Here is a 23,711-nt window from a genome sequence, read left to right as displayed (position 1 = left end):
GTGCAATGGCCACCAGTGCTTTCGGTGACGACCTCGATGACGAACCAGCGGCGCCTGCTCCTGCAGTACGCCAACCGCAGGCGGCGCCAGCGCAGCCGCAGGTAAGCGCGTTCGGTGACCCGCTGTCGGCGTTCGGTGATCCCATCGACGCCGAGCCATCGCAACCTGTGCAGCCGGCTGACCTCCCCAACCGTAGTGCCGGCCAGTGGGTTACCGATACCGGTGCCCACATCGGCCGTGGTGCCTACGGCTTGTTCGACTCCATCGCCGGTCTGGGTGATATCGCCACGGGTGGCGCGGTCACTCCGTGGCTTGCAGAGCATGGCCTGGATTCTCAGAAGGCTCGCGCTGCGCTCGATGCCGAAATGTCTCCGCAGGCCCTGGCCCAGCGCAAGGAAGTGGCGGACGCACAAGGCTTCCTCGATACAGCGGAGGCTGTCCTCCGCAACCCGGCATACGCCGCTGGCCAGGTGATCGAAAGCGTTCCGTCCATGGTGGCCGGTGGCGTGGCAGGTCGTGGTATCGCAGCTGGCGCCAAGCTGGCCGGTGCCGCTCCGGGCATTGCCGGCGCACTCGGTGCAGGTGGCGGTGAAGGATTGGCCGCGGCTGGCCAGCAAGCTGCACAAACTGTGCAACAGACCGGCGGCCTCACTGCAGGACAAACTGGCCTGGCCCTGTTGTCGGGTGGCATGACTGGTCTGCTTGGCGCTGCTGGTGCACGCATCGGCCGCGCGCTCGGCATTGGTGATGTGGACGCGATGCTGGCCGGGCAGAACGGCACCGATGTGGCCAAGTCGCTGGTCAACCGGGCGCTCACGGGAACCGGTGTCGAGAGTTTTGAAGAATTATCGCAGAGCGCGCAGCAGCAACTGCTGACCAACCTGGCCACCGGCCGCCCGGCAATGGAGGGCATAGCCAACGCGGCCGGCCAAGGTGCGGTGCTCGGTGCCGCGATGGGTGGCGGCGCCAATCTGGTCAGCCGGCCGAACCTGAACACCCCCGCAGAACAGCCGCCAGCGGCCCCAGCCGCAGCGCCAGAAGCCGAAGCCATGGCTACCCCTGCTCCCGCCGCGCCGCCAACGCCACCGGCCCCACAGGCGGCCCCACCATCTGTGCCGAAAACGCCGTTTGCTGGCTCGACAAATGTCCGGCCCCTGTTCCAGGCGATGGGCATGGACCAACAGCAAATGGACAGCAGTCTGGCCCTGCTCGCCGACGACGAGCCGAACATCGAAGCCGCACGCCGTGGCGCCATCAGCTGGGAAGAAACCGGCCGACTTGCTGCGCTCACTGGGACCACCATCGAGAAGCTGCGCAAGCATCGCGTAGGCGTGGCGTTCAATGCCGAAGAACAGGTCGCAGCGACTCGCATGCTCAAAGACCAGACGCTCAAGACCATGGACCTGAGTCAGAAGGTCAGCAGCGGCAACGCCACCGAGATCGAGCAGGCCAATTTCCTGCAGGCACTGACCGACCTGCGCACTACGCAGAGGGCCGTGATGGCCAGCCGCGCCGAGATCGGCCGGGCCATGTCCGCCATGCGCGCCGACGTGACCACGATGAAACAGGCCGGCCATATGCTGGACTCTGTCGGCGGTGCCCAAGGCGCCAAGGCAATTGCCGACGCTCTGACCAATGCGGCCCGTATCGGTGGCGTTGAGGCAGCAAACAAGCTGGCGCGCCAGGCTGGCAGCGATGGTTTCTGGACCTTCTATAAGTCCATGCTCCTGTCGTCGCCCGACACCCACTTCGTCAACGTGCTGTCGAACCTGGCTACCAGCTTGATGCAGGTTCCCACCCGCGCACTGGCTGGAGGTATCGGTGCCGCCAAGCGCCTGGTTGGTCTGAATGGGGAAACACGTGTCGGTGAATCCGTCTACCAGCTGGGCGGCATGCTGGAGGGCGCTGTCAACGGTGCCCGTGGCGCGGTCAGTTCTTGGAAGACAGGCGAAGATGCGTTCGGCAACGAGAACAAGGCAGAGGTGTACCGCACTGACTACCCTGGCCAGAAGGTGTGGGGGGTGCCGCTGCGCCTGCTGCAGTCGGAAGATCAGTTCTTCAAATACCTGAACGACGGCATGGCCCGGTATGCCGGTGCCTACCGCATGGCCGCCCAGGAAATGAAAGGCCAAGGTCCCGCAGCTGTGCACAAGCGGGTGCAGGAAATCATCGCTGACCCTTCGAAGGAACTGATTGAAGCTGGTGAAGACGCGGCCTTGTTCCACACTTTCAACAACCGGGCGGGTGAGATCACCCAGGCCGTGAATCGTCTGCGCCACGCGCTGCCCTACGGGTCCGGCAATCTCGTTTTTCCGTTCCTTAAGACACCAGCGAACCTGATCACCTACGCAGCAAAGCACAGCCCAGCGGCGCCGATCTTCAAGCAAGTTCGTGCAGACCTCAAGGCCGGTGGCGCTCGCCAGGAAGAAGCACTGGCACGGATGGGCATTGGCTCCCTGCTGATCTCCCTCGGTGCGGTAGGCCTCACGGCTGGCAACCTTACCGGTGGCGGCCCGAGTGACCCGGAAGAGCGCCGCGCCTGGCTCGCCGCTGGCAACCAACCTTACAGCATGAAGATCAACGGACAGTGGCAGCAGTACAGCCGTATCGAGCCTATGGCTACCTTGGTGGGGATCGCCGCCGACGTGGCCAGCGGCGCGCAGAAACAAGAACTCGGTTTCGCTGAACTGGTAAAGGCCATCGGCCGAAACTTCACCTCGAAAACCTGGCTCCAGGGTTTGAGTGGCGTGATGCAAGCGATGACCGACCCCGACCGTTACGGCGGCAGCTGGGTCAACCGCGCCGCTGCCACACTTGTGCAGCCAGCCACGATCCTCTCCCACGTCGGCCGCTACCTGGACCCGTACCAGCGCGAAACCGACCGCGACAGCTTCACCGACCAGCTCAAGTACCGCCTGCCTGGCTTGCGTGAATCGCTGCCGATCAAGCGTGACCAATTCGGCGCCGCACTGCTGGAGCCGCAACGGCAGATCGGACGCATCGGCCCTATCCCATCCACTGTGCCGAGCGATGACCCGGTACGCGTAGAGGCTGGGCGCCTTGGTTGGGCACCGCAGGCGATGAAGCGCGCTTTCACCTTGAAGCCTACGGCCCCGCACCAGCGCAGCGAAAAAGTCGAGCTGACCATGGCGCAGCAGAGCGAGCTGAACGAGCTGGCCAACAACCGAATGCACGCCGACGCCACTGCGCTGATGCGCTCCAAGGCGTGGCAGAGCATGGACGATGACGAGCGTACCGAGGCCCTGGACAAGGTCATGTCCGGTGCTCGTCGCAGCGCTAAACAGGCGTTCACCCCATACCTGCGCAACGGCAGTCGGGGCGCCATCGATCTCTACCGCAAGCAGACGGCTGCGAAGGCCGGGAGCAGGAAATGAACGATCAGATCACCCAGGCGCACGCTGCTGTGCAGGCTGCCCGCGCTCGCATCGATGACCTGGAACATGCTCAGGCGATGGTCAGCGACGCACTGCCGAAGGCTCGCCAGGAACTCGAAGCCGCCAGCGCCAAGCTGCGCCGGCTGAACCAGGCGGATGGCCGCGCCGTTGCAGCAACCCAACAGGCCGAAATTGACCGACTCACCGCCGCAATCGTCGCTGCCCGCCAAGAGGGACCAAGCCATGTATGACGACATCCGACAACTCGACAACCTGCGCGCCAGCGCTGACCTGCACCACATCGATCGCCAGCGCGCCAAGCTGGTCGTACACCCTGACGGCGGTTACGACGTCGTGCTTCCAGCGCCAGTCGTGCCGCTCGGCCCTTGGGCAGAGAGCGTACCGGAGCGCCGTACTCACGCCCGCAGTGCTGAAGGCGCAGAGTTCGCGCTTCTCGACGGCCTTATCAAGCTGTGCGTCGCTGAGCGTCGCCGTATTCGCATCGGTTCCGTAGTCGGCTGGTCTGGTGACCAGATCAACCGCACGCCGCTGACCGACGCAGAGATCGCCGCGTTCGAGGCCAGGACCAACCCGGCCAACAAGGTAGCCGAGCTGGAAGCCGAGCTGGCTGCCGCGTTACGCGAGCAAGCCGCTCGCACTGCTGCCGCACAAGCTGCTGCTGACCTGGCCAACAGGTACAACGTCACGACCCCGCGTACGCCGGCCAAGCCTAAACCAGGCACCACCGCTATCAGCGGCAAGCCTACCAAACGTGCCAACCGCAAAGAGGTGAACAGCCATGAGTGACTTCGGACAGGATGAAGATCTGACCAACAGCCTGGCTGCACAGCTGACTGATAGCGTTGGGTTGCCACCGCAGCCACGTGACGACGAACCTGTGCCCAACCACATCGCTGATGAAGTTGAGTCGTACACCGAGCACGTCGATCAGCGTGACGAACACCTGGCAGAACAACCGGGCGACGATGACGAAGGCGAGCAGGTCGAGCAGCAACAGCCGCAAGACAAAGGCCGCAAGCAATTTGTGCCGCTCGGTGCCCTGCAGGAAGAACGGCGTATCCGTCAGCAGGCCCAAGAGCAGGCCCGCCAACTGCAGGCACAGCTGGCCCAGTTCCAGGCTCAGCAGCAACAGCAGGCTGCCCAGCAGCAACAGGCCGAACAGCAAGCCGCCATCCCCGAGTTCTCTGATGACCCGGAAGGCCACGTCAAGGCGCTGACCGCGCAGTTCGAGCAGCGCCTTGCCGACATGCAGGGGCAGCATCAGCAGGCTCAGTTCCAGGCACAGTTCCAGGCACAAGCAGCCGACGCAGTGGCCTACGCAGGGCAGGCAGAAGAGGCATTCCGGGCCAGCAACCCGGACTATGACGCAGCCTATGCGCATGTGAATGCGTCGGCCATGGAGCAGATCCGCTTGATGTACCCGCAGGCCAGCGAGGCCGAGCTACAGCAGGTCCAGAAAGGCGCTCTGCTGGGCTTTGTTCAGCACTGCCGTGTCAACGGACTCAACCCTTGCGAGCAGGTATTCGCAAAGGCACAGATGCTGGGCTTCCAACCGACTCGCCGTGCCCCAAGCACCAAGGCCCCGACCAGCCTGTCGACGCTCCCAGGATCCGGCAGGGCTCCAGACCAGCGCGGCAACCTGAACGTCAAGGCCGTGGCCGCCATGTCCACGGAGGAATTTGATTCGTTCTGGAAGGACATGGAACGGTCCTCTACCCAGGTGCCGTGGGCATGAACGTCTCCGAGCCGGATGTTGACTACCTGATGCGCAACCTACAGCGGCTGGTGGAGCGGTCGCCTGTGCATCTGCGCCCCAAGCGCCGACAGATCATGCGTGGCATGCGCGCTGCGCTCTTCGCCATGGCCGACGCACCGACGCTGGAGGGTCTGTCCCGCGAGCTGGCGTATGAGTTACTGGGTGTTGTGCCCGAGGAACCAGTGACCGTGCGACATGCCACCCCTGACCCGATACCGGAGCGCGCCGAACAGATCATCGCGCTGCTGGAAAAGGGCATGTCGTTCAACACGGTTTGCAAGCTGATGCACTGCAGTAGGTCCACGGTGCATCGGTGCAAGCAACTGCGCGAAGAGCGCGCCCAACAATGTGCCGCACTGGCACAGTAGAGGTGATCGAAAATGGCTGACAAACGACCAGGCGTTACCCGAAAACCGGTGCGCGACGTGACGCGCTTTCCGCAGATGCACCCCGACACGCTCAAGCGTGGCAAGTCCGGCAAGGGCGGGAAAGGCAGCCGGGGGAAATGAGGGGGTTCAGCACAGGGGCAGGGAGGCCCCTTAGCGTTCGGGCGGTTGCTCGAAATATCTCTTGAACTCGTAAACATCCCCTTCACCAAGCTCATAGACGAAGCGTTGATGCCTGGGTTTTCCCTCTGCATCGAGGTACGTAATAGTGACTAAACCGGAGCGTGGGCTTTCTTGAGGATTGAAACTAAAGGAGAAACTCTCTTGCTCACCTGAGCGCATATCCGCCAGATGGATCCTTTCTTCAGAGATTTGAGGCTCGAACGTCAAATCCATATGGGCTGCGTCAGCACCACGATTCGTGATGTAGATTGTATTTCTGACATTCGGTGAAGAATGTGATGGGTAGCCATAGTTAATCGAGAACACCGCTTTAAGAGTCTTTTCCCGCTCGTACCATTGCATCTGCAAAGACTCGCGCTGTGCGTCTATCTGATCCAGCGCGGCAGACGCCATAGTTGACTGATGCTCAACTGTACGTTTGAGTTCACCTGCTTGGTCTTCCAGTGCCTTAGTGCTCAGCCTCAGTTCATCACCTTGCTGTAGGAAGCCCAGGACCAGCCATAGGAACGCCACTGGACCAAAAGCGCCGGCCAGGAAGTCGCCCACTTCGTTTAACGGCATGGTGCTCAACGTGCCGATGCGACCCCATGTCAGTGCAGTAATGCCGACCAAATAGACCAGCGTGATAGCCCCGCCGATATCCACCATGTGCTGGCGCAGATGCCATTCTGGTTCGCGGCGCTTCCTGGCGATGCGAATTGCTAGCACTGCAACAGCGACGACTGCGAACACCGACAAAATGGCCCAGCGTACGAACGGCAGCCCTTCGTCCGGGGGCGAACTCCAGAACACCCCGCCAACCGGCTCCCACAAACCCGCCATTGCATCCTCTCCACTCTATCCATGGCACAAGGCCAGCGATGATAGCGGCGGTGCAGGTCAGGGGCAATTGTGCCGGCTCGCCCACTCCCTGAGCAGGCGCAGCAGCGCGGCCATGAACGCATCCTTGCGCTCGTTCTCGGGCACATCGGCCGTCTCTACCTTGGCTAGGGTGGCCACGATGCGCTGTATGGGTTCCGGCATCGACTCGTAGATGGCCACCATCCAGTCGGCGTGCTGCACATACTCCGGCCCGTCCCTGAGCGCAGCCGTCAGTGCTGGGTTGTGCTCCCACGCGGGATCACGCTCGCCGGCCTTGTACCTGGCGACTACCTTGGCGAGTGCAGCCTTGTTGAAATCGAGGGGTTCACTCATCGTCCTCACCCAGTGCGCGCTTCCTGAATTCCAGGTACTCAACGTACTCCTTGGCCTGTCGCCGCTGCTCAGGGTCGGGCGAGTTCTGTGCCGTATCCCGCATCCCCTCTAGTATTTCATCCAAGTACGGCAGGGCCGCCCGGCGGCGACTATCCGGGTCACTGTGCATGTCGATGAGTTCTTTCCTCGCCTCGAAGCGGGCGTCATCCGGCGTATTGGGGTCGTTGACGATGATCATCAGCGCCTTGACCCGTTCCTCGAAGTCGTTCATGACTGACTCCTCTTTGCCTTGGCTTCGCGGGCAGCTGTCACCAGCATCGCCAGGATGATGGCGCATGGTGTGATGGTTGCAGCGGCTAGGATTGCATTCAGCTGGATAGCCGCCACCGCTTCATCACTGGCGCCGAACCATCCAGCTATAGACCAACTGGCATACGACCACCAGAACACGCTGACGAGCGTACCGACGATCACGATGCCGGTGTTCAGAATGATGCGTTTGATGAGCTCCATGATGGCGTGCCTCACTCTTCAGTCACGTTGAATTGGTTCAGGTCTATCTCCAGAAACTCCGCATGCTCGGGCGTCACGTCGCGCTCGATCCGGGGCACAGCTTTGCCAGCGCTCTCGATTGTGCGGTTGTTGGTGGACATCGCCGCCAGCACATCCAGGAGATTTTGTGCAGCGGTGTCGCGAGCTTTCGCGTCGTCCTTTTCAGCCTCGGCCGGGCGACCGATGCCCCGATTCAACACGTCATTGCGCAGGTCGCGGCGCAAGCGCGGCTCGATGGAGGGGTCGAGCGCTTCGGCAATGTGCTTGTCCAGCATGATCGAGGCGAACTCGGCAGCCTTGATTTCCACCTCTTCCTTGATGCGCCGGAGCTTCGCCTTGTGTTCAGCGGCGTCATCAGCCTGGCGCTTGGCCGCATCTCTTTCAAAACGTCGCGCGGCCGACCCGTACACCTCCAGGCTGAACGACACGGGCGGTAGGGCCGGCGAACTCACCGACCCGGAAATGGATTCATTCATGGCTATCACCTCCATGAGGCGGCATGCCTTCTGGCGCCGTCTGCGTTTTCAGGTAGTCGTTCCACACACTGGCCAGTTGTCCGTCCCACCAATCGTGATTGCAGAAACACCACACCTTGGTGTTCGGGTTGCCTGAAGGCTTGCCGTCTTTACCTGCCTTGAACAGCTGGGTGAAGCCCAGGGACTTGAGCATCTTCGGCAGGGTTTGCGGTGTAATGCCGTAGTCCCTGACGAGATCGGGGTACAGCTTCTGCAGCTCCATGTAGATGCTTTGGCAGCGGCCGATCTGGAGTGCGAACGCACCGTCGCGGGACGCGGCGCGCTCTTGCAGGAAGTTGATGCCTGGCCCCCTGGCGGCCAGTTGCATGTCCCTGGCGGCTTCGGTTTCCGGTGCCGGTGCGTGAGGGTTCCAGTTCTTGAAGCCCCAGGTGGCCAGGACATTGGCGAACACGCCCGCGCCGGGACCGTCGATCCAGGCCACAAGCTCTTCGTAGTAGGCGTCGGGCTTGCGTGGTGCCAGGCAGCGCATGACGTTGATACGGCCCTCGTTCTCGGTCAGCGGCAGCGCATCCTCGTGGTTGCTGGTGAGTATGTAATGCACAGTGTTGCGGACCTCGCGGGCTGGGCGGCCCTTCGGCTCGATCACCACCTTCTCAGCGGACACCCTGTTCTTGAACACCTCGAAGTTGGCGCGCTCTTTCCCCGCCAACCGTACTTCGTTGAGGAACGCGATACGCCGGTCTAACAGCGCGTCGTCGAACTTGCTGGTGAGCAGCTTGCCGTCGCCATCGGTCAGCACCATTGATGGACCGAACACCCGTGCAAGCAGACGACCGATCAGGTTCTTGCCGACTCGGCGATGTTCCGAATAGAACAGCCAGGCGGTGGGGATCTTGTCGTCGGGGTGCTGGTAGAGCCAGGCCAGCCAGCACAGGAAGCGGACCACCGCGCCAGTGTCACCGTCTGCCAGATACAGCAGGTGGTTCCACAGGATCGTCATGTCGCCGAAGACAGCACCCTCTGTGCGTTCGACCATTTCCAGCTTGCGGATGTGCCACAGGTTGAATACGTCGGGGTCGTCGTCGCCCTCAGACACGGCGGTCGGCTCCATCACCAGGTACATCACGACCCGGCGCTCGTGGCCCTTCCACTCCCACCAGATGTCACCAGCCGGCAGGGATTTCCACTCGACGCGGCCGTTATCGATCTTCGCAACCTGTTCAATCGTGCCGTGGCGCTTGGCGCACTGGTGTTTCATCCCTTCCTTGGTCAGCCGGCAGCCGCGCTTGATGTAGTAGGCGTACACTGCGCCGTCACCCGTCACCAGAATGAAGTCCTCGCTGATATAGCGCAGGATCTCGCGGGACTCCGGGTCTATGTCGCCGACCTTGAATGCCGAGTGGCCCTCGGCCTTGGGTACCATCTTCACCACGTTGTCGCGACTCGGTGCCGCTTGCACAGGGTTGGCCTGCACGGTGGAGTTATTACCGAACTCGACGGAGGGTAAGCCCTGCAGCGAGGATTGCTCCACGGCAACCTCTTGTTCATTGGCAGCGAGTTCGGCGCGCAGGGAGACGAGCGCTTGCCGGAAACTGCCAGTGATGACACTGGGTGGCGGGGTGATACAAGCGCTGGCTGAGGCTTTGGCCGCCCTCTTTGCAGCTAAGGCCGTTTCGGCAGCGGCAGTCCTCTCATCTTCACGCCGGGTGAAGGCCTTGAGGTCGAAGCCGCTTGCGGCATTGCCGCCATCGGATATACTGGACATACATACACACTCCCCATTGAGCCCTGACCTGATCCGTCGGGGCTTTTTCTTTTTCAGGCAGACAGGGTTTCGATGCGGCGCGCATCGCGCTCAGCCTTGCGGGCTTCGATCCAGGCGTCGACCTCACTTTTCAGGAAGGCGGTGCGCGAAACCTTGCCGCTCCCGCGCATCTGGCCGATCACGATAGGGGCCGGGAAGTGTCCGGCCGCGACCCAGTGATCGAGGGTTGCGCGGCTGATTCCCAAGGCTTGGCACAGAGGGGTAGGGTGCACCAGCGCGTCGGCTATCGGTGCAGGAACTTCGATTCTAGGGTTGCCCATCGTCTTTACTCCCACTGGTGGTTCATTTGGGGGTTAACAGTTCGATGGTCTGTGCTGAGCGCCCCGTGCTAGAGGGGGCGAGTAGGGCGAGTGTTCACTAGCAACGGAAGGTAAGCGGCAAGCCTACGCGAGCCCGGCCGATGGGTCGAGCCGAACGCTCCACCGGGCGCTTGCAGATTGTAATACCGCGCCCTGGCCGTCAGAATCGCGCCCGATTGATGAGCAAGGGGCTTGAGTTGAACGAACAGACATTGTCGATGCGCCTGGAGCGCGTGGCGGCGCAGGTGCCACAGGGCGCGCGCCTGGCCGATATCGGCTCGGACCACGGCTACCTGCCGGTGGCCCTGGCGTTGCGTGGGGTGATCGAAGCAGGGCTGGCCGGGGAAGTGGCGCAGGTGCCTTATGCCTCGGCCCAGCGCAATGTGCGCCGCAATGGCCTGCAAGCGAAGGTCACCGTGCGCCTGGCCGATGGCCTGGACGCCATCGAACAGTCGGACGGCATCACCGCCATCAGCCTGTGCGGCATGGGCGGCCTGACCATGTGCGAGATCCTCGAGCGCGGCAAGGATCGCCTGAGCGGCCAGCAACGGCTGATCCTGCAGCCCAACGGCGGCGAGCGGGAATTGCGTGGCTGGCTGATGGAGAACGGCTACCGGATCGTCAGCGAGGAGTTGCTGCGGGAAAACCGTTTCGACTACGAGATCATCGTCGCCGAACCTTGCGAGGCGGTGGCCTACAGTGCCGAAGAGCTGTACTTCGGCCCGTTGCTGATGCGTGAGAAAGGCCCGGCCTTCATCACCAAGTGGCAGCGCATGTTGCGCCAGAAGCAGCAGAGCCTGGCCAACTTCGAGCGGGCCCGGGACGCCATCCCGCAGGACAAGCTGCGCGAGTTCGCCCGGCAGATAGGCTGGATCAACGCGGTACTGGCCTGAATCACTGCTGCGAGCAGTTGCCCATTTCCCGGTAGTTCACTTCACGGCGCTGGCCCTGGTGGTCGACATACACCATGTGCGCGGTACCGATCTGGCAGTCGGCGGCATTGCTGGCCGGGGTGATGGAAATGACCTTGGCCACGTCCAGCGGCATGCCGTACTCGTAGTTGGCGCCCTGGCTGGCAGACGCTGGGGTCGCGTTGTCGGCGAAGGCGCCGAACGAGGCGAGGGCGGCAGACAGGGCGACAAAAGCGAGGGAAAGTTTCAAGGCAGGCTCCTTTTTCAATGTTTGCCCATGATGTATTCATTGGTGATCCACAATAAATGGGCTAACTCGTGATAGATTCCTGCCCGGAACGTACGAATCTCAGACGATAGGGAGCCATCCGAATGGACATGCTGCACGCCATGCGCACTTTCGCCCGGGTGGTGGAGTGCGGCAGCTTCGCCGCCGCCGCCAATGCCCTGGACATTTCCGCGGCGCAGGTGTCGCGGATCGTCGCCGAGCTCGAGAACCAGCTGCAGACCCGCCTGCTGCACCGCACCACGCGCCGCCTGCGCATGAGCGAGGCGGGCGAGCGCTTCCTGGAACGGGCGCGGCAGATCATGCAGCTCACCGATGAGGCCATGGATGAGGCCCGCGGCGCGCACCTGACCCCGCGTGGCCACCTGCGCCTGCATTGCCCCCATGGCCTGGGCATGCTGCTGATGCCGCTGGTGGCCGGCTACAACGCGGTCTGCCCGGAGGTGGTGATCGAGCTGATCCTGTCCCAGCGCAACCCCGACCCACTGGCCGAAGGGCACGACGTGGTCATCACCGTCGACGAGGCGTTGCCCGACTCGCAGCTGATCGCCGTGCCGCTGGGCAACATTTTCAGCATTCCCTGCGCCGCGCCCAGCTACCTGGAGCAGCACGGTATCCCCGAACGGCCGGAAGACCTGCACGAGCACCGCTGCCTGCGCATGGCCTATCCGATGTACGAAGGCGACTGGGTGTTCCCCCAGGGCCTTGACCACTGTGTGATCGCCCCGCGGGACAGTTTCATGACCAACGTGGCCGACGCCATGCTGGTGGCCAGCGAGCTGGGAATGGGCATTGGCCTGCTGCCGTTCTACACAGCTAGTGAGGCCATCGAGCAGGGGCGCTTGCGGCGGCTGCTGGCGCCTTACCGGCTACGGGAGAATGCCTTGTATGCGATCTATCCGTCGCGGCATTACCTGGATGCCAAGGTGCGCACCTGGATCGATTACCTCAAGGAACAGCTGCCGCCGTTGTTCAAAGGGCATGCCAGGATTGTCGATGACCCGAAATACTGGCTTTAGCCTGTGCCGGCCTCTTCGCGGGTAAACCCGCTCCCACAGGGACCGCGCAGGCATCGATCTTCAATGACCATACCGCCCGACCAGGCTCTGTGCCCCCAGGGCATGACCCTTTAGCAATTCCATCAGTGCCGTGCGATCCAGGCCTTCAGGCAAGGTCCCCAGCGGCAAATCGGTGGCAATCAGCGTCAACGCATAATGATGCGGCTTGTCGCCGGCCGGCGGGCAAGGCCCGCGATAGGCCATTGTCCCCCGTGAATTGCGCCCGACCATGAGCATCTGGCTCGACAACCCGCCTGTGCCTTCGTCCAGCCCGTTCATCTGCGGGTCGATGTTGTAGGCGATCCAGTGCACCACCCCGATGCCCTTGCCACCGTCCGGGTCGAACATCACCAGGGCCAGCGACCGCGTGCCGGCGGGCAGGTTCTTCCAGCTCAATTGCGGGGTGCGTTCTTCACCGGCGCCACAGGCCGGGTCGGGCCCGACCTGTTGCAGGGCGATCACCCCGCCATCGGTAAACGACGACGAGCTGATCGACAGCGCGGCGGAATCGCCGCCGGCGGCCAGGGCGGCGCAGGGCAGCAGGGCGGCGAGCAGCCAGGGTTTGAGGTTCATGAAGGTTCCTTGGCGGGCTTGATCGCCGCAGTGTAGACCAGGCCGTGTCAGCGGCTGTCCTGGTCTTCGGCGGTGCCGCCGCTGTGGCCGGCACCGGAGCCGGTCGCCTCGCCGGTGCTGTTGGAGCCGCCCGCAGCGCCGTCCGCAGCGTCGGAGTCGGTACCGGTGTCGCTGCTGTCATTGTCCTGGCCGCTGCCGGGGCTGTTGACGCTGCTGCCTTCGCCAGCGGTCTTGCCGCCCTGCTGGTCGGTTTTCGGGTGGCTGTCGGTGTTGGTGGCGTCGGTGGCCGCGTAACTGGTGGCCGAAGCCAGGCCTACCACGAGGGCGAGCAACAAGGGTTGAATGCGGATCATGGCAACTCTCCTGGGCGGATGATCTGTCATTCTTTGGGCTGGCGGCGGCAAGTGGGGTGCCGCTTGGGCGACGAACGGTCGAAAAAAAGGGCCGCAGAAGCGGCCCTTTGGCTTACTTGGCAGTTGCCTGGGGGGTGGGCGCAACGGGCTCCACCGGTTCCAGCGGCGGGTGCTCCTGAGCCGCGTGCATCAGGTCCTCGGTGACGCGCAGTTCGGCGCCGGTCGGCGAGAAGGTCGCCGACGGCGCGAACGGTGCCGGGTGCTCCGCCGCCGGGCGCTTGCCGCGACGCCAGAGGAAGAAGCAGACCATGCCCAGGTTGACCACGGCGAAAGCCCAGAACAGGCCCACTTCGCCAAACTCGGTCATCGCCGGGGAAATCGCCAGCGGCGCCATGGCCGAGCCCAGCGAGTTGATCAGCAGCAGGCCCTGGATCATCGGCACCAGCGCATCCGAAGGCGCGCGGTCGGCGGCATGGCTGACCGCCACCGGGTACAGCGCGAACACGCCACCGCCGAGCAGGAACATCACCGCCGGCAGCAGCACCGAGTCCGAAGGCAGGAACACGGTGACCAGCGACAGCACCATGCACGCCGCGGCCAAGGCGATCAGCACGTCCTGGCGGTCCTTGCGGTCGGACCAGCGGCCCACCGGGTACTGCAACAGCATGGCGCCGAGGATCACCCAGGCCATCATCGTGCCGACTTCGCCCACGTCCAGGCCGATGCGCTGCAGGTACAGCGGCAGCAGGGCATAGATGCCGGCGATGACCACGCCGGAGCCAAAGCAGCCGACCAGCCCGGAGGGCGCGACGCCCAGCAGTTGGCGCGGCTTGAGCGGCTCGACCTGGTCCAGCAGTGGCGACACCCGCGGCAGGATCACGATCGGCAGCACCGACAGCGCCGCCAGCATGCCGGCGAGCATGAATGGCGCGCTGTCGCCGAGCTGGGTGATGACGCCAAGGCCGGCCTGGGCGATCACGCCCGCGCCGTAGAAGGCGATCATGTACAGCGCCAGCAGGCGCCCGCGGATCTTCGCGTCACCGGCCAGCAACAGCCAGCTTTCGATCACCAGGAACACGCCGACCGCGGCCCAGCCGTTGATCAGGCGCAGCACCGACCACCAGGTGGTGTCGTAGAACAGCCCCTGCAGCAGGATGGTCGCGGCGATCAGCGAGGCAAAGCTGGTGTAGGCGCGGATGTGGCCGATGCGCAGGATCAGCCGGTCGTTGAAGATGGCGCCGAGGGTCAGGCCGATGAAGTAGGTCGACGAGACGATACCGATGGTCGTTGCCGATGCCCCGGCAGCGTCCAGGCGCAGGGTGGTAAGGGAGTTCATGAAGCCGTTGCCCAGGGCAATGATGAACAGCCCGAGCAGGGGCGCCAGCGCCATGGCCAGCAAACGCGGAGACATACATACCTCAAGTTGGAGTGGCGGTAAGTGAACGCCTCTTCGAACGTGCACGCCAAACAGGCCCATGAAGGGCCGGAGGGGTGCACGGATGTGCCTGGGCTGGATGCGACCTGGGCAAGACTCAACCGCTGGACCCTGTGGATGCTGGGCCGGGCGGGGTCGGTTGAGCCTATTTCACATGGGCTTCATGTGCTCAGGCCTGGACTCTGTCGTTGCTGCCGGTTGCCACCGTTCAAGGCGACGGGCGAAAAGGAAGCGCGATTCTACGGGTTGTGACGGATTTGCCCAAGAGGCTAAGCCCTGCGACGAGACGACGCAGGGCGGGATGCGACAGGTTTGTGTCCAGATCCGACAACATTGGCGGCTGCCGGGCCTCTTCACGGGTAAACCCGCTCCCACAGGAACTGCACAGGCCCTTGGATGCTGTGCAATACCTGTGGGAGCGGGTTTACCCGCGAAGAGGCCGGTGCAGGCTATTTATCGAACAACCGTTCATGCACCCAACCGTTGTTTGTCAGCACCATCACCCGCTTTTCCCGGGCCGGCGCCTCGCGGGTCGCCAGCGCCTCATCCAGGCCTCGAATACTGCCGCGGACCTTGTCATCACTGGCCCAGGCCGGCAAACCGTTGACCTTGTACGCATAGGTCACATCGGAAATGGTGTGCCCCATCATCTGCCCCGGCTCGCTGAACTGCTCGATCGCGGTCACCTCGGCCTTGCCAAAGCACAAGCCCCCCTTGAGCTTGCCGTTGAGCATCGTCTGCGCATCGGCCTTGTAGTACTTGCGGCCTTCCTCGGTCAGATCAAAGGCGTAGTAGATGTCGGTCCGAGCCTTCTGCCATAGGCGATCCGGCACTTCGACCCGGGAGATTTCCTTCTCGCTGACGATGCCGACCGTGGCCAGGGCATGCAGGGCCTTGTTGGTGCCGTTGACGTCGAAGTCCTGGGTCTTGGTGGGGAAGTCGGTGGTCACGAAACAGTGCGGGTACTGGGTGTCGAGATACGCCTGGGCAGCCTTGCGGAAATTGGCCTCGCTGGCGTCCTGGGTGTCCGAGCAGCCGGCCAGGGTGGCCAGCAGCGCCAGCGGTACGATCGTCCTGTACATGTTCAAGCGTCCTTGGATTGCAGATATGAACCGGTGGGTCGGGATTAGACCCCACGGGCTAGAGCGGCGCAATCGTGGCAGGACGGCATCTGGACAGGGTTCACAAAGCGGGCCTCAATGGTGCCCGCGCGGCTCGCGTGTATCGATGCTGACCACCACCGACATCCCTGGCCGCAGGCGAACCGCCTCGGGCTGGTCGGCATCGACGGTGATGCGCACCGGGATGCGCTGGGCGATCTTGACGAAGTTTCCGGTGGCGTTGTCGGCCTGCAGCAGGGCGAACTCCGAGCCGGTGGCCGGGGAGATCTGCTGCACATGGCCGCGCAGTTCCAGGTGGTCGAGGGCATCGACGGTAAAGGTCGCCGGCTGGCCGATGCGCACGTCGGCCATCTGGGTTTCCTTCATGTTGGCGATCACCCACAGGGTGTCGGGCACCAGCGCCATCAACTGGGCACCGGAGTTGACGTAGGCACCCAGGCGCGTGCCGATCTGCCCCAGCTGGCCGTCACGCGGGGCGGTGACGCGGGTGTTGTCGAGGTCGATACGGGCCAGTTCGACGGCGGCCTTGGCGTTCTCCACCGCAGCTTGCAGGGCGGCACGGTTGACGATCACCGTCTCGCGGTCCTGGCGCGCGATCTCCAGCGCCGCCTTGGCCTGGGCCAGGCTGGCGACGGCAGCGGCCTCGCTGGCACGGGACAGGTCCAGGGTACTGCGCGACACCGAGCCGTCGCTGACCAGCGCCTGGTTGCGGCCGAGGTCGGCCTTGGCCTTGGTCGCCTGGGCCTGGGCGTCGCCGATGGCCGCCTGGCGCTGGGCGATGGTGGCTTCGGCGCTGTTGCGCTGCTGCAAATTGTTGGCCAGCGCTGCCTGCTGCTGTTGCAGCTGGGCGAGGGCCTGGGCCAGGCGCTGCTTGTAGATGCGGTCGTCGAGTTGCACCAGCAGGTCGCCGGCCTTGACGAACTGGAAGTCGTGCACTGGCACGTCGACGATATAGCCGCTCAGCTGTGGCCCGATGATCGTCACCTGGCCGCGCACCAGGGCGTTCTCGGTGCTTTCGATCGGGCTGCCGAACGGCGGCAGGCGCCAGGCATACAGCACCAGCAGGATGCCGGCCAGGGCCACGCAGGCAAAGCTCAAGGTAGAAAGGATGCGCACCCGCCGGGTGCGCACCGGGCTGGTGGGTTCGCTGGGCGGGGCGACGCCTTCCGGGGTTTCGGCAAGGGCGGTGGTGGTGGTGCTGCGGGTTTCTTCTGTCATTGCTCGGCGGTACCGCTGGGGGTGGCGGATGAAGCGGCCTGGCGCGCCTTGTAGCGGAGCCAGGAGCCGCGGATGGTGATCCAGATCATGGTGAGCACGGCAATGCTGCCGATCAGCACGAATACATCGTTATAGGCCATCACGTTGGCCTCGCGGGTGGCTGCCGTGGCCAGCGCGCGCAGGCCGGCTTCGCTGCGCAGGGCCGGGTCGGCGAAGACCCCGGCGTAACCGGCGCCGCCGCTCTGTACGCGGGCGCTGACCAGGGGTTCGATGGCGCTCAGGCGGTCCATCAGGTGGCTGGAGTGGAACTTCTCGCGCCAGGTCTGGAAGGTGCCGAGCAAGGCCGCGCCGATCAGGCCGCCGAGGTTGTTGCAGATGCCGAACAGCACCGAGAAGCTCACCAGGTTGCGCGGGTTAGCCCGTACGTGGCTGATGCCCAGGGCCATCGACGGGCCGAGGAAGAAGGTGCTGCCGAAGGCCAGCAGGAACTGGCTCAGGTACATCTGCGCCGGGCGCGTGAGGTTGCTCGAAGCGCTGTCCATGAAGGCACCGGTGGCCATCGCCCCGAGCGAGACGAACAGCGGGATGATCAAGTGCGTCGGGGCGATGGTCATGGCGCTGGTGGCCAGGCCCGCCACCGCGCCGAGCAGCATCACCCAGTACAGCGAACGCATCTGTTCGCTGCCCATGTTCAACACCTGCAGGAAGCCCACGGCGCCGGTGGACTGCTCGGAGGTGACCATGCGGATCAGGATCACGCACAGGCCCAGGCGGATGATCGCGCCGCTGCCCAGCCAGCGCGTCATCAGCAGCGGGTTCTGGCGGTTGTGCTCGATGGCCAGGCCGGTGAACACCAAGGCGATGGAGGCGGCCAGGGCCATGCCGATCCACGGTGCCTCCAGCCACCAGTCGATACGCCCCAGCGACAGCACCGCGCAGAGCAGGGCGGTGCCGCTGGCCATCAGGGTGAAGGTGAGGAAGTCCAGTGGCTCGAAGGTCTTGAAGCGGTCACCGGGCGGCAGCTTGAGCATCAGCACGCAGCCCAGCGCGGCCAGCGCCAGGCCCAGCTCGAACAGGTACAGGCCGCGCCATTCGGCGATCTGCAGCAGGTCCTCGGAGAAGATCCGCGCCAGCGGCAGGGCCAGCTGCGAGGCGCCCAGGCCCAGCACCATGGCCTTGAGCCGCCAGCGCTCGGGGAAGGCCTGGATCATGTAGTACAGGCCCAGCGAGCTCAGCGCCGCGCCGACCATGCCGTGGGCGGCGCGCACGGCGATCGCCGAATTGAGGTCGTTGACCAGCAGGTGGGCGAAGGTGACCAGGGCATACAGCACCAGGAACACCTCGGTGAAGGCGCGCAGGCCGAACTGCTGGCGGAACTTCACCAGCAGCAGGTTGATGGAGACGTTGGTCATCACGTAGGCGGCGGGCAGCCAGGCCATCTCGGCGCTCGTCGCACCCAGTGCGCCCTGGAGGAACACCAGGTTGGCGGTGACCAGTGCGTTGCCCAGGCCGCCGGTGATCGCCACCAGCAGGCCGACCACGCCGTAGGCCAGGCGTCTGGCCGGGCTGTGCAGGGGCGTGGAAGGGGAGCCGGGGAGGCTGGGCTTTTCGTGGGGGAGCCACTGGCGGGGGGCGTATTTGTCCATGGGGCAGACTGTACTTTAGGGCTGTGGTTGTGGGAACAGTCTGATGAAGCGCGGTGGATTCTTCGCGGGTAAACCCGCTCCCACAGGTACAGCGCGCGATCCTTGTGGGAGCGGGTTTACCCGCGAAGAGGCCCTGTCAGGTGGCCTCAGGCCCCGGCATCCAGCACCACCCGATAGCGCGCCTTGCCGCTGCGCAAATGCTCGATCGCCTCGTTCACCCGGCTCATCGGGAACACCTCCACCTGCGGCAGGATCTGGTGCCGGGCGCAGAACTCGAGCATCTTCGCCGTCCCCGCCGGCGAACCGACCGGCGACGCCGACAGGCTCTTCTGCTGCGGCATCAGGTTGAACACATGCACCGGAATCGCCCCCGGTACCACGCCGACGAAGTTGACCCGGCCGCGGTTGCGCAGGGTGCCGATCATGGCCGTCCAGTCGAGGTCGGCATTGGCCGTCACCAGCAGGAAGTCCAGGGTCCCGGCAATCGCCTTGAGCGCCGCGCTGTCGGTGGACGCCACCACCTTGTGCGCGCCCAGGCGCTTGGCCTCGTCCTGCTTGGCCAGCGACGAGGTAAAGGCCGTGACCTCGCAGCCCCAGGCATTGAGAAAGCGCAGCGCCAGGTGGCCGAGACCGCCGATACCGACCACCCCGGCGCGGTCGGTGGGCTTGACGTCGAACGCCAGCAACGGGTTGAACACCGTGGACCCGGCGCAGAACAGCGGCCCGGCCAGGGCCGGGTCGAGCCCGGCCGGCAGCGGGATGGCCCAGGCCCAGTGCGCGCGTACGCGGTCGGCGAAGCCGCCGTTGCTGCCGATGATGGTCGGGCGTACCGAGCCGCAGAGATTGTGCGCGCCTTCCATGCACGGCGCGCAGTGCATGCAGCTACCCTTGTACCAGCCGATGCCGACCCGTTGCCCGGCCTGCAGCCCCTGCACGGCGCTGCCCACGGCAACCACCTTGCCGACCACCTCATGGCCGGGGATGAACGGGTAGCGGCTGATGCCCCATTCGTTGTCGATCATCGATTGGTCGGAGTGGCACACGCCGCAGTACTCGACAGCCACTTCCACATCGTCGGCCGCCAGGGCACCTGGGTCGTAGCTGTAGCGCTCCAGCGGCGCGCCGGCGGCGGTCGCGGCCCAGCCGGTAAACGGTGTGGCATTGCTCATGGGGCACCTCCAGTGGGTTGGCGAAGCCTGGCAAGTGTAGTTCAGCCAGCGCCTTGCCAATCCGCCAGCAAGGCCAGCTCGCTGGGCACCCGCCCGGTCCAGCGCTTGAACGAGCGGCGGAAGTTGGTGCTGTCGCTGAAGCCCAGATACTGCGCCACCTCATCGTTGCTGTAGCCCTTGACCTGATAGAGGTACAACGCCTGGTCACGCCGCACCCGGTCCAACTGCTCCTGGAAGTTGGACCCGTGCCGCGCCAGGCGCCGCTTGAACGACGCCGGGCTGGTGGCAAAGGCTGCTGCCACCCGCTCCAGGTTCAGCGGCTGGCGGATCTGACCGTGCAGGTGTTCGAAAACCTGGTCGAGAAAGCTCGTCTGCCAACCCCAGGCCACAAGTTGTAGGTCGCACGCCTGTCGCGCGACCTGCTGGGCTGTGGAACCGGCACCGGGCCAGGGTCGCAGCAGGTATTCGCGGGGCAGGCTCATCACCGTGGACGGGCAATCGAAGGCCAGGGCGTCGCCCAGGTGCACCCAGTACTGCTCGACGTAGGCCGGCTCGGCATGGCTGAACTGGAAGCGCCAAGGCAGCTTTTCCTGCTGCTGACGCCGGGCCAGGGCGACCACCGCAGTCATGCTCGCCTCCAGCAGGAAGTGGCTCTGTTCGCCGATGGCACAACTTTCCCGCCAGTACAGGTGCAGGTGCTGCTCGTCCAGGCGCAGCACCGGGCTGAGCAAGGGCGACAGCAGCGCGCGGTACTGGACGATGCGCTCCAGTGCCTGCAGCAGGTGGTCGGCCTGCTCCAGCAGCAGGCTGGCCGCGCCGTAGTGCCCGGGCCACAGGCGCTGGCCATAGAGAAAGCTGCTGTCGTCGGCGGCGAGCAGGCGTTGGGCATTGCCGATCAGGCGCAGGAACTGCTGGGGGCTGATCAGCACCTGGCCGGTGATGATGTCGTCGTAGAACAGCCCGCAGCCGCGCAACAGATGGTGGGTGTCGATCTGCCGCGAACGCGCCAGGTCGATCAGCGCGGCCGGCAGTTGGTGGGCTTTGATGAAACGGCTGTCGCCGTCGTAGCCGTTCATGCCCGGCGCGCCTGGCGGGGCTTGGCCTGGGCCAAGGCCTGGTTCAGGCGTTTGAGCAGCTGTGCTTCGTCTTCATCCAGCGCCATGGCGCAGGCCACGGTGGCCGCGAGTTGCAGGCGTTCACCATGGCCGCGGGTGTGGTGGGCGAGGTGGGCAATGCTCTGGCGCAGGGCCTCGGCCATGGCCTGGGCTTGCCGTTCGCCGGTATTGGGCAGCACCGCGACGAAGCGGTCGCCGGCCAGACGGCAGAGCATGTCCTGCTGGCGCAGGTTGAGCAGCAACAATTGGGCGACCACCTGCAGCACCAGGTCACCTTCTGCCTGGCCGTAACGCTGATTGATCTGGCTGAAGTCGTCGAGGTCGATGGCGATCAGCGACAGCGCCTGCTGCTCGCTGGCGGACTGGGCGATGGCCTGTTGCAGGTGCTGGCGCAGGTACTGCGCGCCGGACAGCGGGGTGAGCTTGTCGAACAGGCGGTGCTCGCGGAACAGCTGCTCGCGCTTGCGCATCTGCGCGGTGATGGCGTGCTGCTCCTGCTGCAGGTGGTACATGCCCAGCGTCAGCAGCAGCATGCCCAGCGGCATGGGCGCGGTTTCCAGCCAGTTGTCCCAGACCGCGTCGGCGGGCAGGCGGATGAACTCGTCGAGGGTGTCCATCCACATCGAGAAGGCGGTGAAGCACAGGCCCAGCGACAGCAGGCGGGTGACACGCCCGGCGGGCCGCCCGCGCAACAGCATGACCAGCCAGCCACAGAGGATCAGGCAGGTGCCACCTTCGCCGGCGACGTCCATCCAGTTGATCTCGGCCCAGGCCTTGAGCGTGCCTGCGGCCAGGTAGATGAGCAGGCCTGCGTTGGCGGCCAGGAGCAGGCCGGTCAGGGTAAGGCCGTGTTGCTTGAGGAGGGATCTGAGGGGCATGGGGCGTCCTGTGGTTTTGTTGTTGCCAGTGCTGGCTCTTTCGCGGGTAAACCCGCTCCCACAGGGATCACATAACCCCTGTGGGAGCGGGTTTACCCGCGAAAGAGCCAGCACTGGCGAAGCAGCATGCAAGGGCTTTATCTCAATCCGATGACGCTCACTTGCCCCGCGCCGTGCATGGCAGCCCGTCCGGCCCCATGCTGGCCTGGCAATAACGTTCGCTGGCCATGGCCAGCTTCGGCTCATGCAGGAACTTGCGCCCCTTGGCATCGCGGGTGATGTCGAACGCGTCATACAGCCTGTCGTCCGCGGAATAGGTACGCACCTGCAGGCGGTCCCGCTCGACGGCGACAGTCTGGTACAGCTGGGTATCCTCGGCCGTGCGGTCCGGCTGGCTGCGGGCGCGCTCGTTGAGACCGTACATCTTCGAGCCGGTCACCGAGACCATGTACACCGGGCCGATGGCCTGCTTCGCGCGTTGCGCGGCCTGGGTCGCCTGGCGGCCTTCGGCGTGGGTCAGGCGGCTGTAGCAGTGGTCGTGCCCTTGCAGCACCAGGTCGACCTTGTAGCGCTCCAGCAGCGGCTGCCAGGCGCTCTTCAGCGCCTCGGTGTCCTGCGGCCGGGCGCAGGTGTAGAGCGGCTGGTGCATGACCACAATGTTCCACTGCGCCTTGCTGCTCTTGAGCACACCTTCGAGCCAGTCGGTCTGTGCCTTGAGGGTGCCGAGATCGAGGGCCGAGGTGCCATCGAGCACCACGAAGCGCACGTTCTGGTAATCGCTGAAGTAGCTGGTGGCATCCACCCCAGGGGCGCCGTTGCGCGGCAGGGCGAACTGCGCCGGCACGTGGGGGCTGAGGCTGCGGCGTTCGCTGCCGTCGGGGTCGAGGGTTTCCAGGTATTCGTGGTTGCCGAACGCGGTCAGCTGCGGGATGGCGGCGTACGACCAGCCGCCTGCCTGGTTCCACTCACCCCATTCATCGTCGTGGGCGAGGTCGTCGCGCGAGGCCACCAGGTCGCCGGCGTGAACCACCAGGGCCGGGTGCGCGACGCTGCGCAAGGCCTGGCGGATGGTGCGCGAGGCGATGGCGAGGATGTCGTTCTGGGTGTCGCCCAGGTAAATGAACGAGAACGGCGCGAAGCCCGCCTTGGCCGTGCGGAACTGGTGCCACTCGCTCCAGCCGGCGCTGCCTTTGACCCGGTAGACGTAGGCGGTGTCCGGTTGCAGGTGCTCCAGGCGCACCTGGTGGTAGTTGGCCGGGCCGTTGTCGCTGTCCAGGCGCTGGGTGCTACCGCCTTGCGGGCTGGCCTTGCTTGCCAGTGACGGGCCGGCCAGGGCCGGGCCGAGTTCCAGCATGGCCTCGGCCTGGGCCAGGTCGGTGCGAAAGCTCACTGCCATCTGGGTGGCGGCGTCCTGGCCGGGGGTGAGCACGATGCGATCGGCCAGTACGCCGGCGGCATAGGGCTGGCCAGGCGAGCGTGGCAGGGCAGTGTCGGCATTGGCCTGGGCAAGCGCGGCGCAAAGCAGGGTGGCGAGTAGCAGGCGGCGATGCATGGGGTTTCCTCGGTGGCTTGATGGGGCGCAAAGGAAACAAAGGCGGATGACGGTTGGGTTACCGGGTGGGGGGTCGATTGGGCTCAGGTGATCGAGCGCCGCGCGAGCGGCGCTCGATCCCACAGGCGCTGAAAATCCCCAGCCGAACCCATCCCGCCCCAGGTCATTTCAGCTCAAAACCCCCGAAAACCCCCACAAAACCCGCCATCCAGAGCCCCCAAGCCCACCCCTTGTCACGCAAGTGCCACACACTCTTCCTAGCTTTCGCTGCCATTCCCGGGCTCACCGGGCCACAGCTAGCGAGGGTTC

At 64.8% G+C, this 23,711-nt stretch carries 26 protein-coding genes; 8 read left to right on the top strand and 18 right to left on the bottom strand.

The window, feature by feature from the left end; all coding sequences use genetic code 11:
* The first annotated feature begins 5 nt into the window (after window positions 1-5).
* From ACIP21_RS26850 to ACIP21_RS26825, 6 genes are read left to right on the top strand one after another with little or no spacing between them, the layout of a single operon-like run.
* Window positions 6-3,395, top strand: a complete 3,390-nt coding sequence (locus ACIP21_RS26850; RefSeq protein ID WP_400694375.1) for a hypothetical protein — start codon at window positions 6-8, stop codon at window positions 3,393-3,395.
* Window positions 3,392-3,646: a hypothetical protein gene (locus ACIP21_RS26845; protein WP_400694374.1), complete on the top strand. Its 255-nt coding sequence runs from the start codon at window positions 3,392-3,394 to the stop codon at window positions 3,644-3,646. The genes ACIP21_RS26850 and ACIP21_RS26845 overlap by 4 nt, the downstream gene beginning before the upstream one ends.
* Window positions 3,639-4,202 carry a hypothetical protein gene (locus ACIP21_RS26840; protein ID WP_400694372.1) on the top strand — a complete coding sequence of 188 codons (564 nt, stop codon included), beginning with the start codon at window positions 3,639-3,641 and terminating at the stop codon, window positions 4,200-4,202. Before ACIP21_RS26845 ends, ACIP21_RS26840 begins: the two co-directional genes overlap by 8 nt.
* On the top strand, window positions 4,195-5,151 hold the full coding sequence (locus ACIP21_RS26835) for a hypothetical protein (RefSeq protein WP_400694370.1): 957 nt from the start codon (window positions 4,195-4,197) through the stop codon (window positions 5,149-5,151). Before ACIP21_RS26840 ends, ACIP21_RS26835 begins: the two co-directional genes overlap by 8 nt.
* The gene (locus ACIP21_RS26830) at window positions 5,148-5,540 is read left to right on the top strand and encodes a helix-turn-helix domain-containing protein (RefSeq protein ID WP_400694369.1); all 393 of its coding nucleotides are present in this window, start codon (window positions 5,148-5,150) and stop codon (window positions 5,538-5,540) included. The genes ACIP21_RS26835 and ACIP21_RS26830 overlap by 4 nt, the downstream gene beginning before the upstream one ends.
* A gap of 12 nt (window positions 5,541-5,552) precedes the next feature.
* The gene (locus tag ACIP21_RS26825) at window positions 5,553-5,681 is read left to right on the top strand and encodes a hypothetical protein (RefSeq protein ID WP_400694368.1); all 129 of its coding nucleotides are present in this window, start codon (window positions 5,553-5,555) and stop codon (window positions 5,679-5,681) included.
* Window positions 5,682-5,711: 30 nt separating this feature from the next.
* Here ACIP21_RS26825 and ACIP21_RS26820 read toward each other — a convergent pair whose 3' ends face one another.
* Genes ACIP21_RS26820 through ACIP21_RS26790 form a run of 7 tightly spaced genes read right to left on the bottom strand, consistent with a single transcriptional unit; the run spans window position 5,712 to window position 10,048 of the window.
* Window positions 5,712-6,563 (bottom strand): hypothetical protein, encoded by an 852-nt coding sequence (locus tag ACIP21_RS26820; protein WP_400694366.1) that lies wholly within the window; start codon window positions 6,561-6,563, stop codon window positions 5,712-5,714.
* 57 nt (window positions 6,564-6,620) lie between these two features.
* Window positions 6,621-6,935: a hypothetical protein gene (locus ACIP21_RS26815; protein WP_400694365.1), complete on the bottom strand. Its 315-nt coding sequence runs from the start codon at window positions 6,933-6,935 to the stop codon at window positions 6,621-6,623.
* Window positions 6,928-7,206 carry a hypothetical protein gene (locus ACIP21_RS26810; RefSeq protein WP_400694363.1) on the bottom strand — a complete coding sequence of 93 codons (279 nt, stop codon included), beginning with the start codon at window positions 7,204-7,206 and terminating at the stop codon, window positions 6,928-6,930. The genes ACIP21_RS26815 and ACIP21_RS26810 overlap by 8 nt, the downstream gene beginning before the upstream one ends.
* On the bottom strand, window positions 7,203-7,448 hold the full coding sequence (locus ACIP21_RS26805) for a hypothetical protein (protein WP_400694361.1): 246 nt from the start codon (window positions 7,446-7,448) through the stop codon (window positions 7,203-7,205). The genes ACIP21_RS26810 and ACIP21_RS26805 overlap by 4 nt, the downstream gene beginning before the upstream one ends.
* Window positions 7,449-7,459: 11 nt before the next feature.
* The gene (locus ACIP21_RS26800; RefSeq protein ID WP_400694359.1) at window positions 7,460-7,963 is read right to left on the bottom strand and encodes a hypothetical protein; all 504 of its coding nucleotides are present in this window, start codon (window positions 7,961-7,963) and stop codon (window positions 7,460-7,462) included.
* Window positions 7,956-9,728 carry a primase-helicase family protein gene (locus ACIP21_RS26795; protein ID WP_400694357.1) on the bottom strand — a complete coding sequence of 591 codons (1,773 nt, stop codon included), beginning with the start codon at window positions 9,726-9,728 and terminating at the stop codon, window positions 7,956-7,958. The genes ACIP21_RS26800 and ACIP21_RS26795 overlap by 8 nt, the downstream gene beginning before the upstream one ends.
* A gap of 53 nt (window positions 9,729-9,781) precedes the next feature.
* On the bottom strand, window positions 9,782-10,048 hold the full coding sequence (locus ACIP21_RS26790; protein ID WP_400694356.1) for a helix-turn-helix transcriptional regulator: 267 nt from the start codon (window positions 10,046-10,048) through the stop codon (window positions 9,782-9,784).
* 236 nt (window positions 10,049-10,284) lie between these two features.
* Between ACIP21_RS26790 and ACIP21_RS26785 the strand changes: the two genes are divergently transcribed.
* Window positions 10,285-10,980, top strand: a complete 696-nt coding sequence (locus ACIP21_RS26785) for a tRNA (adenine(22)-N(1))-methyltransferase (RefSeq protein WP_400694355.1) — start codon at window positions 10,285-10,287, stop codon at window positions 10,978-10,980.
* A 1-nt stretch (window position 10,981) separates the two neighbouring features.
* Here ACIP21_RS26785 and ACIP21_RS26780 read toward each other — a convergent pair whose 3' ends face one another.
* Window positions 10,982-11,248, bottom strand: a complete 267-nt coding sequence (locus tag ACIP21_RS26780) for a DUF2790 domain-containing protein (protein WP_400694353.1) — start codon at window positions 11,246-11,248, stop codon at window positions 10,982-10,984.
* 122 nt (window positions 11,249-11,370) lie between these two features.
* Between ACIP21_RS26780 and ACIP21_RS26775 the strand changes: the two genes are divergently transcribed.
* Window positions 11,371-12,303 (top strand): LysR family transcriptional regulator, encoded by a 933-nt coding sequence (locus tag ACIP21_RS26775; RefSeq protein ID WP_400694351.1) that lies wholly within the window; start codon window positions 11,371-11,373, stop codon window positions 12,301-12,303.
* 60 nt (window positions 12,304-12,363) lie between these two features.
* Here the strand turns inward: ACIP21_RS26775 and ACIP21_RS26770 are convergent, their stop codons facing one another.
* The 10 genes from ACIP21_RS26770 to ACIP21_RS26725 all read right to left on the bottom strand — a co-directional run bounded on the left by ACIP21_RS26770 (window position 12,364) and on the right by ACIP21_RS26725 (window position 23,402).
* Window positions 12,364-12,915, bottom strand: a complete 552-nt coding sequence (locus tag ACIP21_RS26770; protein WP_400694349.1) for a YbhB/YbcL family Raf kinase inhibitor-like protein — start codon at window positions 12,913-12,915, stop codon at window positions 12,364-12,366.
* 47 nt (window positions 12,916-12,962) lie between these two features.
* On the bottom strand, window positions 12,963-13,268 hold the full coding sequence (locus ACIP21_RS26765) for a hypothetical protein (RefSeq protein WP_400694347.1): 306 nt from the start codon (window positions 13,266-13,268) through the stop codon (window positions 12,963-12,965).
* Window positions 13,269-13,380: 112 nt separating this feature from the next.
* A complete protein-coding gene (locus ACIP21_RS26760; RefSeq protein ID WP_400694346.1) occupies window positions 13,381-14,679 on the bottom strand; it encodes an MFS transporter in 1,299 nt (432 codons plus the stop codon).
* 473 nt (window positions 14,680-15,152) lie between these two features.
* On the bottom strand, window positions 15,153-15,785 hold the full coding sequence (locus ACIP21_RS26755) for a hypothetical protein (protein WP_400694344.1): 633 nt from the start codon (window positions 15,783-15,785) through the stop codon (window positions 15,153-15,155).
* Window positions 15,786-15,899: 114 nt separating this feature from the next.
* Window positions 15,900-17,042: an HlyD family secretion protein gene (locus tag ACIP21_RS26750; RefSeq protein ID WP_400694342.1), complete on the bottom strand. Its 1,143-nt coding sequence runs from the start codon at window positions 17,040-17,042 to the stop codon at window positions 15,900-15,902.
* Window positions 17,039-18,688 (bottom strand): MFS transporter, encoded by a 1,650-nt coding sequence (locus tag ACIP21_RS26745; RefSeq protein ID WP_400694340.1) that lies wholly within the window; start codon window positions 18,686-18,688, stop codon window positions 17,039-17,041. Before ACIP21_RS26745 ends, ACIP21_RS26750 begins: the two co-directional genes overlap by 4 nt.
* 146 nt (window positions 18,689-18,834) lie before the next feature.
* A complete protein-coding gene (locus tag ACIP21_RS26740) occupies window positions 18,835-19,857 on the bottom strand; it encodes an NAD(P)-dependent alcohol dehydrogenase (RefSeq protein ID WP_400694338.1) in 1,023 nt (340 codons plus the stop codon).
* Window positions 19,858-19,898: 41 nt separating this feature from the next.
* Window positions 19,899-20,933, bottom strand: a complete 1,035-nt coding sequence (locus tag ACIP21_RS26735; RefSeq protein ID WP_400694336.1) for an AraC family transcriptional regulator ligand-binding domain-containing protein — start codon at window positions 20,931-20,933, stop codon at window positions 19,899-19,901.
* Window positions 20,930-21,850: a GGDEF domain-containing protein gene (locus ACIP21_RS26730; protein WP_400694335.1), complete on the bottom strand. Its 921-nt coding sequence runs from the start codon at window positions 21,848-21,850 to the stop codon at window positions 20,930-20,932. The genes ACIP21_RS26735 and ACIP21_RS26730 overlap by 4 nt, the downstream gene beginning before the upstream one ends.
* A 157-nt stretch (window positions 21,851-22,007) precedes the next feature.
* Window positions 22,008-23,402 (bottom strand): fibronectin type III domain-containing protein, encoded by a 1,395-nt coding sequence (locus ACIP21_RS26725; protein ID WP_400694333.1) that lies wholly within the window; start codon window positions 23,400-23,402, stop codon window positions 22,008-22,010.
* Between the last annotated feature and the right edge of the window lie 309 nt (window positions 23,403-23,711).

It is taken from the genome of Pseudomonas sp. NPDC089401, from assembly GCF_044749485.1.
In the GTDB taxonomy this organism is placed as follows: Bacteria; Pseudomonadota; Gammaproteobacteria; order Pseudomonadales; family Pseudomonadaceae; genus Aquipseudomonas.
This window is presented reverse-complemented; position numbering and strand designations above follow the sequence as displayed.

Bases quoted from the DNA above. Each gene is read 5' to 3' on its own strand.
- ACIP21_RS26850 (WP_400694375.1), top strand. From the start codon at position 6: ATGGCCACCAGTGCTTTCGGTGACGACCTCGATGACGAACCAGCGGCG.
- ACIP21_RS26845 (WP_400694374.1), top strand. From the start codon at position 3,392: ATGAACGATCAGATCACCCAGGCGCACGCTGCTGTGCAGGCTGCCCGC.
- ACIP21_RS26840 (WP_400694372.1), top strand. From the start codon at position 3,639: ATGTATGACGACATCCGACAACTCGACAACCTGCGCGCCAGCGCTGAC.
- ACIP21_RS26835 (WP_400694370.1), top strand. From the start codon at position 4,195: ATGAGTGACTTCGGACAGGATGAAGATCTGACCAACAGCCTGGCTGCA.
- ACIP21_RS26830 (WP_400694369.1), top strand. From the start codon at position 5,148: ATGAACGTCTCCGAGCCGGATGTTGACTACCTGATGCGCAACCTACAG.
- ACIP21_RS26825 (WP_400694368.1), top strand. From the start codon at position 5,553: ATGGCTGACAAACGACCAGGCGTTACCCGAAAACCGGTGCGCGACGTG.
- ACIP21_RS26820 (WP_400694366.1), bottom strand. From the start codon at position 6,563: ATGGCGGGTTTGTGGGAGCCGGTTGGCGGGGTGTTCTGGAGTTCGCCC.
- ACIP21_RS26815 (WP_400694365.1), bottom strand. From the start codon at position 6,935: ATGAGTGAACCCCTCGATTTCAACAAGGCTGCACTCGCCAAGGTAGTC.
- ACIP21_RS26810 (WP_400694363.1), bottom strand. From the start codon at position 7,206: ATGAACGACTTCGAGGAACGGGTCAAGGCGCTGATGATCATCGTCAAC.
- ACIP21_RS26805 (WP_400694361.1), bottom strand. From the start codon at position 7,448: ATGGAGCTCATCAAACGCATCATTCTGAACACCGGCATCGTGATCGTC.
- ACIP21_RS26800 (WP_400694359.1), bottom strand. From the start codon at position 7,963: ATGAATGAATCCATTTCCGGGTCGGTGAGTTCGCCGGCCCTACCGCCC.
- ACIP21_RS26795 (WP_400694357.1), bottom strand. From the start codon at position 9,728: ATGTCCAGTATATCCGATGGCGGCAATGCCGCAAGCGGCTTCGACCTC.
- ACIP21_RS26790 (WP_400694356.1), bottom strand. From the start codon at position 10,048: ATGGGCAACCCTAGAATCGAAGTTCCTGCACCGATAGCCGACGCGCTG.
- ACIP21_RS26775 (WP_400694351.1), top strand. From the start codon at position 11,371: ATGGACATGCTGCACGCCATGCGCACTTTCGCCCGGGTGGTGGAGTGC.
- ACIP21_RS26770 (WP_400694349.1), bottom strand. From the start codon at position 12,915: ATGAACCTCAAACCCTGGCTGCTCGCCGCCCTGCTGCCCTGCGCCGCC.
- ACIP21_RS26765 (WP_400694347.1), bottom strand. From the start codon at position 13,268: ATGATCCGCATTCAACCCTTGTTGCTCGCCCTCGTGGTAGGCCTGGCT.
- ACIP21_RS26760 (WP_400694346.1), bottom strand. From the start codon at position 14,679: ATGTCTCCGCGTTTGCTGGCCATGGCGCTGGCGCCCCTGCTCGGGCTG.
- ACIP21_RS26755 (WP_400694344.1), bottom strand. From the start codon at position 15,785: ATGTACAGGACGATCGTACCGCTGGCGCTGCTGGCCACCCTGGCCGGC.
- ACIP21_RS26750 (WP_400694342.1), bottom strand. From the start codon at position 17,042: ATGACAGAAGAAACCCGCAGCACCACCACCACCGCCCTTGCCGAAACC.
- ACIP21_RS26745 (WP_400694340.1), bottom strand. From the start codon at position 18,688: ATGGACAAATACGCCCCCCGCCAGTGGCTCCCCCACGAAAAGCCCAGC.
- ACIP21_RS26740 (WP_400694338.1), bottom strand. From the start codon at position 19,857: ATGAGCAATGCCACACCGTTTACCGGCTGGGCCGCGACCGCCGCCGGC.
- ACIP21_RS26735 (WP_400694336.1), bottom strand. From the start codon at position 20,933: ATGAACGGCTACGACGGCGACAGCCGTTTCATCAAAGCCCACCAACTG.
- ACIP21_RS26730 (WP_400694335.1), bottom strand. From the start codon at position 21,850: ATGCCCCTCAGATCCCTCCTCAAGCAACACGGCCTTACCCTGACCGGC.
- ACIP21_RS26725 (WP_400694333.1), bottom strand. From the start codon at position 23,402: ATGCATCGCCGCCTGCTACTCGCCACCCTGCTTTGCGCCGCGCTTGCC.